The 13,928-nt window shown below is 58.7% G+C and carries 11 protein-coding genes; 4 read left to right on the top strand and 7 right to left on the bottom strand.

Going from position 1 to position 13,928, the window contains the following annotated elements; genetic code table 11:
- Positions 1-15: 15 nt before the first annotated feature.
- The 7 genes from L1P08_RS06115 to L1P08_RS06145 all read right to left on the bottom strand — a co-directional run bounded on the left by L1P08_RS06115 (position 16) and on the right by L1P08_RS06145 (position 8,648).
- Entirely contained in the window at positions 16-1,077 is a 1,062-nt protein-coding gene (locus tag L1P08_RS06115) for a LacI family DNA-binding transcriptional regulator (protein ID WP_303619116.1), read from the bottom strand.
- Positions 1,078-1,279: 202 nt separating this feature from the next.
- A complete protein-coding gene (gene acs, locus L1P08_RS06120) occupies positions 1,280-3,223 on the bottom strand; it encodes an acetate--CoA ligase (RefSeq protein ID WP_303619117.1) in 1,944 nt (647 codons plus the stop codon).
- A 255-nt stretch (positions 3,224-3,478) separates the two neighbouring features.
- Positions 3,479-4,231 carry an ABC transporter ATP-binding protein gene (locus tag L1P08_RS06125; RefSeq protein ID WP_303619504.1) on the bottom strand — a complete coding sequence of 251 codons (753 nt, stop codon included), beginning with the start codon at positions 4,229-4,231 and terminating at the stop codon, positions 3,479-3,481.
- Between the two features lies 1 nt (position 4,232).
- A complete protein-coding gene (locus L1P08_RS06130) occupies positions 4,233-5,009 on the bottom strand; it encodes an ABC transporter ATP-binding protein (protein WP_303619118.1) in 777 nt (258 codons plus the stop codon).
- A 19-nt stretch (positions 5,010-5,028) separates the two neighbouring features.
- A complete protein-coding gene (locus L1P08_RS06135) occupies positions 5,029-6,171 on the bottom strand; it encodes a branched-chain amino acid ABC transporter permease (RefSeq protein WP_303619119.1) in 1,143 nt (380 codons plus the stop codon).
- A gap of 2 nt (positions 6,172-6,173) precedes the next feature.
- Positions 6,174-7,202 (bottom strand): branched-chain amino acid ABC transporter permease, encoded by a 1,029-nt coding sequence (locus tag L1P08_RS06140; protein ID WP_303619120.1) that lies wholly within the window; start codon positions 7,200-7,202, stop codon positions 6,174-6,176.
- 90 nt (positions 7,203-7,292) lie between these two features.
- Complete coding sequence (locus L1P08_RS06145) at positions 7,293-8,648, bottom strand: substrate-binding protein (protein WP_303619121.1); 1,356 nt, start codon at positions 8,646-8,648, stop codon at positions 7,293-7,295.
- Positions 8,649-8,826: 178 nt separating this feature from the next.
- Between L1P08_RS06145 and L1P08_RS06150 the strand changes: the two genes are divergently transcribed.
- The 4 genes from L1P08_RS06150 to L1P08_RS06165 are packed head-to-tail and all read left to right on the top strand — an operon-like array spanning position 8,827 to position 13,899.
- Positions 8,827-10,455: a helix-turn-helix domain-containing protein gene (locus L1P08_RS06150; RefSeq protein ID WP_303619122.1), complete on the top strand. Its 1,629-nt coding sequence runs from the start codon at positions 8,827-8,829 to the stop codon at positions 10,453-10,455.
- Between the two features lie 56 nt (positions 10,456-10,511).
- Positions 10,512-10,886, top strand: coding sequence for a response regulator transcription factor (locus L1P08_RS06155; protein WP_303619123.1), 375 nt, complete (start codon positions 10,512-10,514; stop codon positions 10,884-10,886).
- A complete protein-coding gene (locus tag L1P08_RS06160) occupies positions 10,886-11,134 on the top strand; it encodes a hypothetical protein (RefSeq protein ID WP_303619124.1) in 249 nt (82 codons plus the stop codon). Before L1P08_RS06155 ends, L1P08_RS06160 begins: the two co-directional genes overlap by 1 nt.
- Positions 11,134-13,899 carry a sensor histidine kinase gene (locus tag L1P08_RS06165; protein WP_303619125.1) on the top strand — a complete coding sequence of 922 codons (2,766 nt, stop codon included), beginning with the start codon at positions 11,134-11,136 and terminating at the stop codon, positions 13,897-13,899. The genes L1P08_RS06160 and L1P08_RS06165 overlap by 1 nt, the downstream gene beginning before the upstream one ends.
- The last annotated feature ends 29 nt before the right edge of the window (positions 13,900-13,928 follow it).

Raw genomic sequence — 13,928 nt, forward strand, 5'->3', positions numbered from 1 at the left:
ATGCAAGAGCCGATTTTATTGTTGCCAGATTTTTTTGCCGTCAGCTTCAATGATGCCGGTGGATGGCAGGCGGGCGGAGCCGCGCACGATCAGCTGTCCCCGCACCTCACGGCGCTGGGCACGCCGCCCCGGTTCGGCAATCATGGTGTCGACGATTTTGATCGCCTCTTCCACCAATGCGGCGGCGGGCTGGGAGAAAGTGGTCAGGTCATAACCGGAATGGGCAGCTTCGGGCACATCGTCGAAACCGACAATGGAGAGATCCTGGGGCACCCTGAGCTTGTATTCGCGCCGGGCGACATCGGACACGGCAAAAGCCATATAGTCTGAGGCGCAGAAAATGGCGTCGGGCGGGGTTGGCCCTTCCAAAAGCTTGCGGGCGGCGGCGGCGGCGCCCTCGAAGGTGTAATTGCCGAAAGCGACCTCAACCTCATGGCCACGGGCCTTGAGGTAATTGGTGAAGGCATCGCGCCGGGTGCGGCCGGTGCTGGAGGTTTCGGTGCCGCCGAGAAAAGCGAACTGCTTGTGGCCACCGGCCTCGAGAAAGGCGGCAACCATCTCCCCTGCCCGCTGGTTCTCGCCCCTGACGGTGGAAATGCCGGGGAGTTTTGATTCGCGGTTGATCTGGACGATGGGCACGCCCGCCTTCTGGCATTGCAGGGCCAGTTCCAGCGAAGCGGTGGTTGCTGTCATGACAAGGGCATCGACCTGATAGGACAGCACCCGCTCGAGCGCCGGATCGGCATCCTGATTGGGCGGCGTGGTGAAGAGGAGAATGTGGCGGCCCGTATCGCGCAAACGGTCGGAGAGTTCCTTGACGACCTGTGCATAAAACGGGTTTTCGAGATAGGAAATGGCCAGGGCGACAATGTTGGAGCGCCTTGTGGCCAGGGACCGGGCCATCAGATTCGGCTGATAGCCGAGGCTCTGGGCGGCGAGCAGGATTTTTTTACGGGTCGCTTCCGCAACACTGGCACCGGGCGTGAAGGCGCGGGATACAGCGGATTGCGACACACCAGCCAGTTTGGCTACATCGCTTTCGGTGGGCGCGCGGCGGGCGCTTTCCTTTTTAGTCAAGGCGTCATCCAGATTAAGGGTGGTGGCGACATGTTAGCCGACATTTACATGCTGTGCATCCATGATGCACGGGGTTGGACAAATGATCCCCTGTTAGGGCATGCCTCAATACGCTTTGATGACCCCGATGCGCTTTTCGCACATCAAAACGCAAAGAGGCGGGGCTAACCCCGCCTCATGCAACCGGATTTTTATATGTCGGCTATTTGTTCTGGCGGTTCTCGACCAGATCGTCGACGACGCCGGGATCGGCCAGGGTCGAGGTGTCGCCCAGGGACCCATAATCGTTTTCAGCGATCTTTCTGAGAATGCGGCGCATGATCTTGCCGGACCGCGTTTTGGGCAGGCCGGGGGCAAACTGGATCAAATCGGGCGTGGCGATGGGACCGATTTCCTTGCGGACCCATTGCACGAGCTCTTTTTTGAGATCATCGGTTACCGCTTCGCCCGCCATCAGGGTGATGTAGCAATAAATGCCCTGCCCCTTGATGTCGTGCGGATAGCCGACAACAGCGGCTTCGGACACTTTTGGATGCGCGACGAGCGCGCTTTCCACTTCGGCGGTGCCGAGGCGGTGGCCGGAGACATTGAGCACGTCATCGACGCGGCCCGTGATCCAGTAATAGCCATCCTTGTCGCGGCGACAGCCATCGCCGGAGAAGTAGTAGCCCTTGTACTGCTCGAAATAGGTGGAGACGAAGCGGTCATGATCGCCATAGACCGTGCGCATCTGACCCGGCCAGCTTTCCTTGATGGCGAGAACGCCTGATACCTCGGTATCGGTCAGTTCCTCGCCGGTATTGGGATCGAGAATGACCGGCTGCACGCCAAAGAACGGCTTGGTTGCCGAACCGGGCTTTGTTGGTGTGGCGCCGGGGAACACGGAGATCATGCCCGCCCCTGTTTCGGTTTGCCACCAGGTATCGACAATGACACAGCGGCCACGGCCAACTTTTTCGTGATACCACATCCATGCTTGCGGGTTGATCGGTTCACCGACCGTGCCGAGGATTTTGAGCGAGGACAAATCCGCCTTTTCGACGAATTCATCGCCAGCGCCCATCAATGCGCGGATGGCGGTGGGGGCGGAATGGAAAATGTTGATCTTGTGCTTGTCGACAACCTGCCAGAAGCGCGAGGCATCCGGATAGTTCGGCACGCCCTCGAACATGACCGTGGTCGCCCCATTGGCGAGCGGACCATAAATGACATAGGAGTGACCGGTGACCCAGCCCACATCGGCGGTGCACCAGTAAATCTCGCCCTTGTTGTAGTCGAAATTCATCTCATGGGCGAGCGCGGCATAAACCAGATAGCCACCCGTGGTGTGCAGCACACCCTTGGGGGTGCCGGTGGAGCCGGAGGTGTAAAGGATAAACAGCGGATCCTCGGCATTCATCGGCTCGGGATCGCAGAAGCTGTCGACACCATTGGCGGCTTCGTGCCACCAGACGTCGCGACTGCCCTTCATATCGATATCGGCACCGGTATTCTTGACCACCAGTACCTTGGTGACGCCTGCCGCATCGGCCAGGGCGATATCGACATTTTTCTTCAAGGGGATGGTTTTGCCGCCGCGACGACCTTCATCGGCAGTGATGACGAGGGCAGAATCACAATCATTGATGCGGCCGGCCAGGGCGTCGGGCGAGAAACCGCCGAAAACGACGGAGTGCACAGCACCGATACGGGCACAGGCCAGCATGGCATAGGCGGCTTCGGGAATCATTGGCAGGTAAATGGTAACCCGATCACCCTTTTTGACACCGAGACCCTTCAACACATTGGCGAAACGGCAGACCCGATCAAACAATTGCTGATAGGTGATCTTGTCATCTGTACCCGGCTCGTCACCTTCCCAGATGATGGCGACATCATCGGCCCGCTCGGGCAAATGGCGGTCAATGCAGTTGGCGGCGACATTAAGCGTGCCATCCTCAAACCATTTCACCGACACACCCGGGTAGGCAAAGGTGCTGTTTTTGACCTTGGTGAACGGTTTGATCCAGTCGAGGCGCTTGGCCTGCTCGCTCCAGAACCCTTCCGGATCGTTGACAGAAGCGGCGTACATCTCTTCGTATTGTTGCGTCGTGACGTGGGTCCGCTCCAGAATATTCGCTGGCGGATTAAAGATTTTATCGTCCATGACGAGCCTCCCTCAGAAACTGTTTTGCTACATATAGGATATGCAACCGGACCATGTCACGCTTTGAAACTGTCAAAACGCGACACAAACCAAGTCTTTGATTTTCTGCGCTTTATGCCCGTGCGCACCCCTGCTGGTGCCCGCGAAAGCGCCCGAAAGCCAACAGGACACGGGTGGACCGCGCCCCTTTTCCCATCATGATTTCATCGCGCCCCGGCTGTGCCGGAGCGCGACAGGCGTGATGGCAGCGACCTGCTAGATCGCCAGATATTCCTGGCGCAGTTCGGCACTGTCGAGCACCTCTTGCGCCGTGCCGGTGAAGGCAACCTGACCTGTATCGAGGATAACCGCCCGATCGCTCAGCCGAAGCGCTGCGACCGCGTTCTGTTCCACAATGATCGTGGTGATGCCCAGCTTTTTGATGCCATGCAGGATGCGTTCGATCTCCTGAACGATGACCGGCGCGAGACCTTCATAAGGCTCATCGAGCAGGAGCAGCTTGACCTCGCGGCTGAGAGAGCGGGCAATGGCGAGCATTTGCTGCTCGCCGCCGGACAAGGTTGTGCCCTCCTGCTTGCGGCGCTCGCCGAGCCTTGGGAAATGCTCATAAACCTCTTCAGGGGTCCAGCCATGGCCGGGCGCGACCTGGGCCAGTTGCAGGTTTTCCTCAACGGTGAGGCCCTGAATGATGCGGCGGTCTTCAGGCACAAGCTGCACGCCGGCCCGCGCCGACTGATAGGCGCTCATGGTGTGCAGGGCGTGATCGCCCAGCATGATTTCGCCGGAGCGCAACTCGGGATTGTCCGCCCGGGCGATGGCCCGAAGCGTTGAGGTTTTGCCTGCGCCATTGCGCCCGAGAAGCGCGAGAATTTCGCCCTCGTTGATATCGAAGGAAACACCCTGCACGATATAGCTTTCGCCATAATAGGCATGGATATCGTTGACCGAGAAATAAGGTGCGGTTGTCAATGTCGTTGCCCCCCTGGCGATGTGGGTTTCCAGGACCATCTCATTCATCATGCGACCCTCCCAGGTAGGCTTCCTGAACCTTGGGATTGGCGCGCACCTCGTCGGGCGCCCCTTCCGCAATGATCCGTCCGCCTGCGAGTACCGAAATCTTGTCGGCGAGCGAGAATACCACGTGCATGTCATGCTCGATGATAATCTTGGTCATGCCGCGCGCCTTGATCTTTTTCAAAAGATCAATGGTGGTGTTGGTGTCATGCCGCGACATGCCCGCTGTCGGCTCGTCGAGCAGGAGAAGCCGCGGATGCTGGATCAGGCACATGGCCAGTTCCATGCGGCGCTTGTCCCCCCGGCTGAGCGCGCCGGCATGGGCATCGCGCCGGTGATAAAGCCCCACATCGTCGAGAATCTCCTCGGCTTCCTGACGCACCTCTCGCTCACTGTCGAGGGATTTGAGGAAGTTGAGGGTGAAGGCCCCGTCGCGCTTGGCGAAGGCCGGGGTCATCACATTGTGCAGGACCGTAAGCTCGGGGAAAATTTCCGGCGTCTGGAAAACGCGGGCGACCCCGATCTGGTTGATTTCGTGCGGGGCCTTGCCGGTCAACACCTGACCATCGAAGACGACGGCGCCACGGCTGGGGGCAAGACGCCCGACGATGACATTGAGCAGCGTGGATTTGCCGGCACCATTGGGGCCGATAATCGCGTGGGTCTTGCCCTCTTCCACCGCCAGATCGATGTCTGACAGGGCATGCAGGCCGCCGAAGGTTTTGTGCACATCATCGACATGCAGAACGATGTTTTTGTCGCTGGTACTCATTTTTATGGCCTTCCGATCATCATTCTGCGGGCTGGGTGCGGGCATCGCCGCTGGCTTCATCCGGCGGGCTTCGCCGCCGGAAAAGATCGCCGATGCGCCGGAACCCTTCCATCATGCCGCCGGGCAGGAAGACCACGACAAGCACGAAGACCAGGCCCAGGGTGAGATGCCAGCCTTCGCCCACAAATTGCGAGGTGACGGCGACGACGATTTCGCGCAGCCCCTCGGGCACCCAGGAGAAGATCTGGGCGAGCAGATCATCGTTGAAGGCGGAGAAGATGTTTTCGAAATACTTGATGATCCAGGCACCAAAGACAGGACCCAGCAAGGTGCCGACACCCCCCAGAATGGTCATGAGCACCACCTCGCCCGAGGCGGTCCATTGCATGCGCTCGGCACCGGCCAGAGGATCGGCCACAGCGAGCAGACCACCGGCGAGACCGGCATACATGCCCGAGATGACGAAGGCCGCCAGTGCATAAGGCTTGGTGTTGAAGCCGGTATAGTTCATGCGGGTCTGGTTGGACTTGATGCCCTTGAGCATCATGCCAAAGGGTGACCCGGCAATGCGCATGGACAAAAAGAAGGTCAGCAGCATGATGACCGCGCAGACATAAAAGCCTGTGTAGCCGCCCATATCGAGACCAAGGAAAGTTGTGGCGGGCAGCCCTGCCCCGGCTTCCCCAAACATGCGATCGATAATGCGCGGGTCCTGCAGGGTGAGCTGGAGACCGGTTTCGCCATTGGTGATCGGGGTCAGCACCGAATAGGCCAGCTTGTAGCTCATTTCGGCGAAGGCCAGGGTGAGGATGGAGAAATAGATGCCCGAACGCCGGAGGCTAATGAAGCCGACAATCAGGGCGAACAGGCCCGCCGTGATGACCGAAAGCAGCAGCGCCAGCGACCCATCCATGGTGAACAGCTTGAACGACCAGACCGCCGTGTAGGAGCCGACGCCAAGGAAGGCTGCGTGGCCGAAGCTGAGATAGCCGGTGAGCCCGAACAGGATGTTGAAGCCAATCGCGAGGATGGCATAGATCATGAAACGCTGCAGCAGATCGGGATAGGCCGCGCCAAAGGGCGACAGCCAGATCGGCATGGTGAGCACGGCCAGGGTGAACAGACCAAATGTGAGAATGTCCTTACGGTTCATGGTGAGCATGATCAGTTCTCCATAACGCCGCGGCGGCCAAGCAGCCCGCGGGGCATTGCCAACAAGACGACAACGGCCACCAGGTAGATGATGATCTGGTCAATGCCGGGAATAATGGCCTTGATTTCGTTCATCGAGGCGAAGCTTTGCAGGATGCCGAGCAGGAAGCCGGCTGCCACGGCACCGGGCAGAGAGCCCATGCCGCCAACAACGACCACCACGAAGCTGAGCACCAGAAAATCCATGCCGATATGGAAATTGGGCGGCAGCAAGGGCGTGTACATGACCCCGGCAAGGCCGGCGACGACGGCAGCGACACCGAACATGATGGTGAAGCGTCTGTCGATATTGATGCCGAGCAGCCCCACTGTCTCGCGATCTGCCATGCCGGCACGCACAACCATGCCGAATGTGGTGAATTGCAGGAAGGCAAACACACCGCCGATGATGACCACCGAGAAGAGGAAATAGACCAGACGCCACCAGGGATAGGTGAGAATATTTGGATCCATGCCGAGCCAGAGCCCGATATCTGCCGCGCCGGACATGGCCGAGGGCATGGGCTGGGGCAAGGGATTTGCGCCGAAAATGGCCTTGATGATTTCCTGCAGCACAATGGCAAGGCCAAAGGTGACAAGAATCTGTTCGGCATGGGGGCGCTTGTAGAAATGCTTGATCAACCCGCGCTCCATGACCACGCCGACGACCAGCATGACCGGGATGGCGACAAGTATGGATACGGGGACCGAATAATCGACCAGCACATTACCGAAATCACCAAACCAGGTGTTGATATAGGGAACGCGCACTTCGAGCGCTGTGCCCCATGGGGTTTTTTCGGTTTCGCTGAGGGTGACGCTTTCCAGAGTGAGGAAGCGGCGCACGGTGACGGCGCAGAACGCGCCAAGCATGAAGAGCGCCCCGTGGGCGAAATTGACCACGCCAAGGGTGCCGAAAACAAGGGTCAGGCCAAGCGCGATGAGCGCATAGGCGCCGCCCTTGTCCAAACCGTTCAGAAACTGCAGAAGAATGGCATCCATATTGGCCTCCCACCACCGGCAGATACGCCGTAAGCCACAAAAACGAGAGGGTTGGCCGGAGAGAACCCGGCCAACCGTTGGTTCAAACCGCTAGCAGACCGAAGCCGGCTCGTAGGGGCCGAGTTCGCCGCCAAAGATTGAGGCGTCGTATTCGACCTGCGAACGCGGAACCTGCTGCACAACTTCGAGAAGATCGAACTGTGAGGAAGGTGCCTGTTTACCGCGCACCACAAAGACATCCTTGAAGCACTGATGATCTTCGGCACGGTATTCGGTGGGACCATTGCCCAGACCATCGAACTTGAAGCCTTCAAGCTGCTTGATGATTTCGGGCGGATAGAACGTGCCCGCCATTTCGCAGGCGTTTGCATAAAGCAGAGCCTGGACGTAGCAGGTGTGAGCAGCCTGGGAAGGCGGCTGGCCATATTCGGCACCGAAGGATTTAACGAAGGCCTTGGACCCTTCATCCTGCAGTGACCAATGCCAGTTGGTTGTGCCCAGAATGCCCTTGATCGCCTCGCCGGCACCCTGTGCCATAAGACGCGAAAAGAGCGGCACCACAACCTGGAACTGCTTGCCGTTGACCTGTTTGTCGAGCAGACCGAACTGCACGGCCTGGGTCAGCGAGTTCACCATGTCGGCACCGTAGTGGTTCAGAATGAGCACGTCTGCGCCCGAGTTCAGAACCGGTGTCAGATATTGCGAGAAATCGCCCGCGCCAACCGGTGTGCGCACCGCAGCCTGGGTTTTCCAGCCCAGAGCTTCAGTGGCGTTCTTGATCGATTCTTCCTGTGTCCAGCCCCAGGTGTAATCGGCCGTCAGATGGTAGGCGACGCGATCATTGCCATATTCCTGGCTGAGCACGGGCGCCAAGGCGGCGCCGGACATATAGGCATTGAAGAAGTGCCGGAAACCGTAGCGCTTCTTGTCCTTGCCTGTGGTGTCGTTCGAGTGGGTCAACCCGGCCATGAACATGATGCCCATTTCCTGGCAGAGACCCTGAACAGCAACGGCCACGCCCGAAGACGAACCGCCGGTGATCATGATCGCCCCATCGCGCTCAACCATGCGCTTGGCACTGTCACGGGCTGCATCGGACTTGGTCTGGGTATCACCGGTTACATAGGCAACCTTTTTACCCAGAATGCCGTTACCTTTGAGCTGGCCACCGACAAATGTGCTGAGCATGCCGCCGTCGCCTTCACCATTGAGGTGCTTGACGGCCAGCTGGTAAGCCTTGAGCTCGTCGCCGCCTTCGGCAGCGTAGGGCCCGGTCTGCGGCACGTTGAACCCGAGGGTTACGGTGTCGCCTGTTGGATTGTTGCAGAACTCCTGAGCCCAGGCACCGCGTACAAACACGGTTGGGGCGAGGCCAGTGCCGATCAAACCGGCTGCTGTCCCTTTGAGCACCTTACGCCGGCTGAAGCCGCTATCGCGTTCGCTCATTCTCTCCTCCTTTTGATGCGGTGTGCGCCGATCTCCTCCGACGTTCTTCACCGCGTGTTAAAATAGGGAAGGTTTGAAAATGAATGCAATAGCGCATTGTTATATATGGACTTTTTTGTAAAATTATGTACTATCATCGCACATATTCTGTAAATTCTTTGACAGATCGAGATAAAACATGCGTGCGCCGATTGGCTTGAAAATCCGCAACTACCGGAAATCATTGGGGCTTTCCCAGTCTGGTTTGGCGCGGACAATCGGCATTTCGCCGAGCTATCTGAACCTGATCGAGGGGAATAAACGCGATGTCGGTGGCGTGCTTTTGCAGAAAATCGCCGCGTCACTGTCTATCGAGCTGGAAGAGCTGACCGGCGAATCGGAACAAAGGCTGATTCAGGAGCTTGAAGAGGCGTTTACCGATCCGGTGTTTGATGCAACGCATTTCAGCAATGCCGATGCGGTGGCGCTGGTGGCGCAATTCCCCGGTGTGGCCAATGCCCTGACCCGGCTGTTTCGCGCCTATGGCGATGTGAATGCCCTGCTGGAAGCGCAGAGCAACCGTTTGCGCTCGGACCCGCTGTTTTCAGCCCTGTTGCACCAGATTCTCAGCCATATCACTGCCCTGCGCTCGAGCGCGGAAATTCTTGAAGATGAAGGCGATCTGTCGGAAGCGGAAAACCAGCGGTTTCTGTCCTCGATCAACCGTGAGGCGCGGGCGATGTCGGATGTGGGGCAGACGCTGATCCAGCATTTTGACCAGACCGCCGATCATCGCCGCTCGATCTCTCCGGCGCGCGAACTGGATGACCTGATTTTCAATGAGCGCAATCATTTTCCAGCGCTCGAGGATGCCGCCGCGCAATTGCGGCAGGGATTTGATGGCGGCAGGGGCTTTGGCGAAGCGGCGCTGGCCGAGGTGCTGGATGCACGGTTTAATGTGCAGGTGGAGCGTGGCCGCTCGCCGGATGCCAATGAAAGCGGGTTTCCCGGCCAGAGCTATTTTGATGCCAACCGGCGGGTGATGTGGTTTCAGGGTTCGACCACGGCCGCGACCCGGCAGTTTCAGCTTGCCCAGCTTTTGGCCGAACTGGCCGCCCCCGATGTCATCAACGCGCAAATCAACGATCCGCGGCTAACCTCCCCCGCGGCAAGGCGGCTGGCCCATCGCGCCATGAGCGCCTATCTGGCGGGGGCGCTGGTGTTTCCCTATGCGGCATTTCTGGAGGATGCGGAGAACCACGCCTATGACATTGATTTTCTCAGCCAGACCTATACGGCGAGTTTTGAACAGGTAGCGCACCGGCTGGTGACGCTCAGGCGTGAGGGCGAGGAAGGGATACCTTTCGGGTTTTTGCGCTCGGACCCGGCGGGGCGGCTGACCAAGCAATTCCCCCTGCCCGGCCTGTTGCTGCCCAATTCGGGCCACGCGTGTCCGCTTTGGGCGATTTATGCCGCCTTCCGCTCGCCCGGACAGGCGGTGCGGCAGGTGGTGCAATTTGCCGATGGTTCGCGCTATCTGTTTGTTGCCAAAACGGTTTCCAAGCGGCTGGCGACGTTCAAGGACCAGCCTTTTCATTCCTCGGTGATGCTGGCTTGCGATATTTTATATGCGGATCGCACGATTTATGGCCAGGGGCTGGATCTGGACGACCCGACCGCTGATGTGCCCGTGGGGCCGGCCTGTCGCTTGTGTGTCCGGCGGGCCTGCGCCTATCGGCAGGAAGAGGCCTTGAGCCCCGGCGCTGAAGGCACGACTATGCGCTCATCACTGGTGCCGCAAAGGTTTGAGCTTGGCGAAAGCAACTGATTGCTGTTTAGTCGGGTCAAGATTCCGGGCTTGAACCGGAATGGAGGGGGACATTGATGATTGACGTGCTCATTGCGGAGGATGAGCCGGGCATTCTGGAATCACTCGATTTCATTTTGAAACGCGCCGGCTGGACTATTCAAACCGTCACAGATGGTGACGCTGTTTTTGACGCTATACGGAAGCTTGCGCCCCGGGTGCTTGTGCTTGATGTCATGCTGCCCAAACGCTCGGGCTTTGAGGTGCTCAAGCAAATCAAATCGGAGAGCGCGACAAGCGGGTTGCCGGTGCTGATTCTGACCGCCAAGGGCCAGCAACAGGACCGGCGGATTGCTGAAGAACTGGGAGCGGACGGCTTTGTGACCAAACCCTATGCCAATGCCGAGGTGGTGGAGGCCGTGCGGCGTCTGCTCGGCACCGCCGCGCCCTGATGGGCGACCGGCGCAAACTGGAGAACGCGGCTTTTGTGCTGCCGCTGTTTGGCGCCATTTTGCTGATTCCGCCGCTGGCGAATGTGTTCAACAAGGATCTGACGATTTTTGGCGTTCCGCTTGAAGTGCTTTATCTTTTTGCTATCTGGTGCATTCTCATTGTGGCGACATTCTTTTTGTCACACCGGATGAGCGAGACGCCTGCCGCGTCCCGGTCTGATGCGGAAAAGACCGGGGACGAAAGCTGATGCTGTCAGCCAATTTCGTCATTTTCATCGCTTTTGCCTATGTGTGCCTATTGTTTGTGCTGGCCTATTTTGGGGACAAGCGCGCCCGGGACGGCAATGCCGGGTTTTTGCGGTCCCCCCTCGTCTACACGCTATCGATTTCGGTTTACTGCACCAGTTGGACCTTTTATGGCGCGGTTGGTTCGGCGGCGCGTAACGGGCTGGAATTTTTGACCATCTATATGGGGCCAACACTGGTTTTTGTCGGCTGGTGGTTCATTTTGCGCAAGCTGGTGCGCATTGGCCGGACCCAACGCATTACCTCGGTGGCTGACCTGTTGTCCTCGCGCTTTGGCAAATCGGGACGGCTGGCAGTGCTGGTGACACTGATCGCGGTGATTGGCACCACGCCTTATATCGCGCTGCAATTGAAGGCGATCACCTCCTCGATCCGGGTGATCAGTGCGGCTGATGTGGCGGGCGGGCTCTCCTCGTTTGATGATGTGACGCTGGCGCTGGGGGTTGCGGCCGGCATGGCGTTGTTCACAATTTTGTTCGGCACGCGCAATGTGGATGCGAAAGAACAACACCACGGGGTTGTGGCCGCGATTGCCTTTGAAGCGGTGATCAAGATGCTGGCGCTGCTGGCGGTGGGCATTTTTGTGGTGTTTGGCGTTGGTGGCGGGTTTGAAGAGATTTATGTGCGGGCCGTGGATGCGGGGATTTCCATCCATTCCGAGGACACGTTCGGGCCGCGCTGGGTCGCGATACTGGTATTGTCGGCGGCGGCGGTTTTGTGTTTGCCGCGCCAGTTCCAGATTACCGTGGTCGAGAATTCGAACGAGGACCATTTGCGCACGGCGGGCTGGGCGTTTCCCACCTATTTGCTGCTGATGAGCGTTTTCACCATGCCGATTGCGCTTTACGGGCTGACCACCCTGCCCAATGGCTCGAACCCGGACATGTTCGTTTTGACGCTGCCGCTGGCGACGGGCAATACCTGGCTGGCGCTGTTTGCGTTTATCGGTGGGTTTTCCAGCGCAACATCGATGATCATTGTGGCGACGATTGCCCTCTCCATCATGGTGTCGAACCATATTGTGATGCCGATTGCGCTTTCCAGCTCGGAGACGCTGGGCACCGGCGACGGGCGCGGGGTGACGCAATTGCTCTTGAACAGCCGGCGGATTTCCATCGCCTTTGTGCTGTTTCTGGGCTTTTTGTATTTCTGGCTGACCGGCAATTCCGACGCGCTGGCGGCGATCGGGCTGATCTCGTTTGCCGGGGTGGCGCAATTCCTGCCCGCGATGATCGCAGCGCTCTACTGGCGGGATGCGACGGTGAAAGGTGCGATCTGGGCGACGCTGACCGGGTTCAGCGTTTGGGCCTGGACGATGTTTTTGCCCAGTTTCGGTTCGGCCAGCCCATGGATCAGCGCGATCATGGAACACGGACCCTGGGGCATAACGCTGTTGCGGCCTGAAGCACTGTTTGGGCTGGAAGGCATGGACCCGCTGGTGCATTCGGTGTTCTGGAGCCTGTTTCTGAACAGCGCCATTCTGATCCTTGTCTCGATTTTCACATCGCAATCAACACTGGAACGGGTGCAGGCAACGCTGTTTGTCGATGTGTTCCGCCGCCATTCGGCTGATCAATCGAACTTTATCCGTGGTTCGGCGACGGTGAATGACCTGTTTTTTGTGGCGCAGCGGATTTTGGGGGGTGAGCGCACCTATGCCCTGTTTGAAGGGTTTGCGCGCGAACGCGGCGTGCCGCGCGGCGATGTGGAACCGAACCCGGAACTGATCGGGCAACTGGAACGGGAACTGGCCGGCTCGATCGGGGCGGCTTCGGCCCATGTCATGCTCTCGAAAGTGGTTTCGGGCAATGAGGTTTCGCTGGAAGAAGTGATGCAGATTGCCGATGAGACGCAGCAGGTGATCGAATATTCCCAAAGGCTGGAGCAGACTTCAGAGGAATTGCGCAATACCGCGGCGCAATTGCAGGAAGCCAATGAGCAGATGCGCAAGCTGGACCAGCAAAAGGACGAGTTTTTGTCGCAGGTGAGCCATGAGGTGCGCACGCCAATGACCTCGATCCGCTCATTTGCTGAAATTCTGCTGGAGCATCGCGATTTGTCGGGCGACCAGCGCACCCGCTTTACCTCCACCATTCATCAGGAAAGCCTGCGGCTGACGCGGTTACTGGATGAAATTCTGGATTTGAGCGCGCTGGAACGGGGCGAACGGGAATGGGTGAATGCGCCGATTGACCCCAATATTGCCATCGCCCGCGCCATTGAGGTTTGCGAACCGCTGTTGCAGCAGCGCGACATGCAGCTGAACCTGGGGGAGACGGTGGCCGAGGTGACGGTGGCGGCGGACCCCGACAGGCTGGCGCAGGTGTTTATCAACCTGTTGTCCAATGCCATCAAATATAATGACGATGCCAACCCCTACGTGCGCCTGAGCGCTTCGGTGACAGGCAAAGATTTCATCGTGCATATTGAGGATAACGGGCCGGGCATTGATGTGTCGGACCAGCGGCTGATTTTCGAGAAATTCTCGCGCGGCCGGCGACGCGGCAACCGGGACGAAGCCGGCTCGGGCCTGGGGCTGGCGATCAGCTATCAGATTATCACCCGCATGAACGGGCGGCTTGACCTTGTGAGCGGCCGCGGCCGTGGAGCCTGTTTTCGGGTGACCTTGCCGCTGGTGCCAGCCGAGGCGCAAAAGAAGAAGCGGCGGCCAAGATCCAAAAAGGATCAACAGGGGGCGGTGGACTAAATTGGTGGGGCTCCCAAACACAAATCCCT

Origin of the sequence: Mariluticola halotolerans (genome assembly GCF_021611515.1) — a bacterium.
Classification (GTDB): Bacteria; Pseudomonadota; Alphaproteobacteria; order Rhizobiales; family Devosiaceae; genus Mariluticola; species Mariluticola halotolerans.

Excerpts from the sequence above, each read along its gene's own strand:
- L1P08_RS06150 (WP_303619122.1), top strand. The coding sequence starts at position 8,827 with ATGCGTGCGCCGATTGGCTTGAAAATCCGCAACTACCGGAAATCATTG.
- acs (WP_303619117.1), bottom strand. The coding sequence starts at position 3,223 with ATGGACGATAAAATCTTTAATCCGCCAGCGAATATTCTGGAGCGGACC.
- L1P08_RS06145 (WP_303619121.1), bottom strand. The coding sequence starts at position 8,648 with ATGAGCGAACGCGATAGCGGCTTCAGCCGGCGTAAGGTGCTCAAAGGG.
- L1P08_RS06165 (WP_303619125.1), top strand. The coding sequence starts at position 11,134 with ATGCTGTCAGCCAATTTCGTCATTTTCATCGCTTTTGCCTATGTGTGC.
- L1P08_RS06160 (WP_303619124.1), top strand. The coding sequence starts at position 10,886 with ATGGGCGACCGGCGCAAACTGGAGAACGCGGCTTTTGTGCTGCCGCTG.
- L1P08_RS06125 (WP_303619504.1), bottom strand. The coding sequence starts at position 4,231 with ATGGTCCTGGAAACCCACATCGCCAGGGGGGCAACGACATTGACAACC.
- L1P08_RS06130 (WP_303619118.1), bottom strand. The coding sequence starts at position 5,009 with ATGAGTACCAGCGACAAAAACATCGTTCTGCATGTCGATGATGTGCAC.
- L1P08_RS06155 (WP_303619123.1), top strand. The coding sequence starts at position 10,512 with ATGATTGACGTGCTCATTGCGGAGGATGAGCCGGGCATTCTGGAATCA.
- L1P08_RS06140 (WP_303619120.1), bottom strand. The coding sequence starts at position 7,202 with ATGGATGCCATTCTTCTGCAGTTTCTGAACGGTTTGGACAAGGGCGGC.
- L1P08_RS06135 (WP_303619119.1), bottom strand. The coding sequence starts at position 6,171 with ATGCTCACCATGAACCGTAAGGACATTCTCACATTTGGTCTGTTCACC.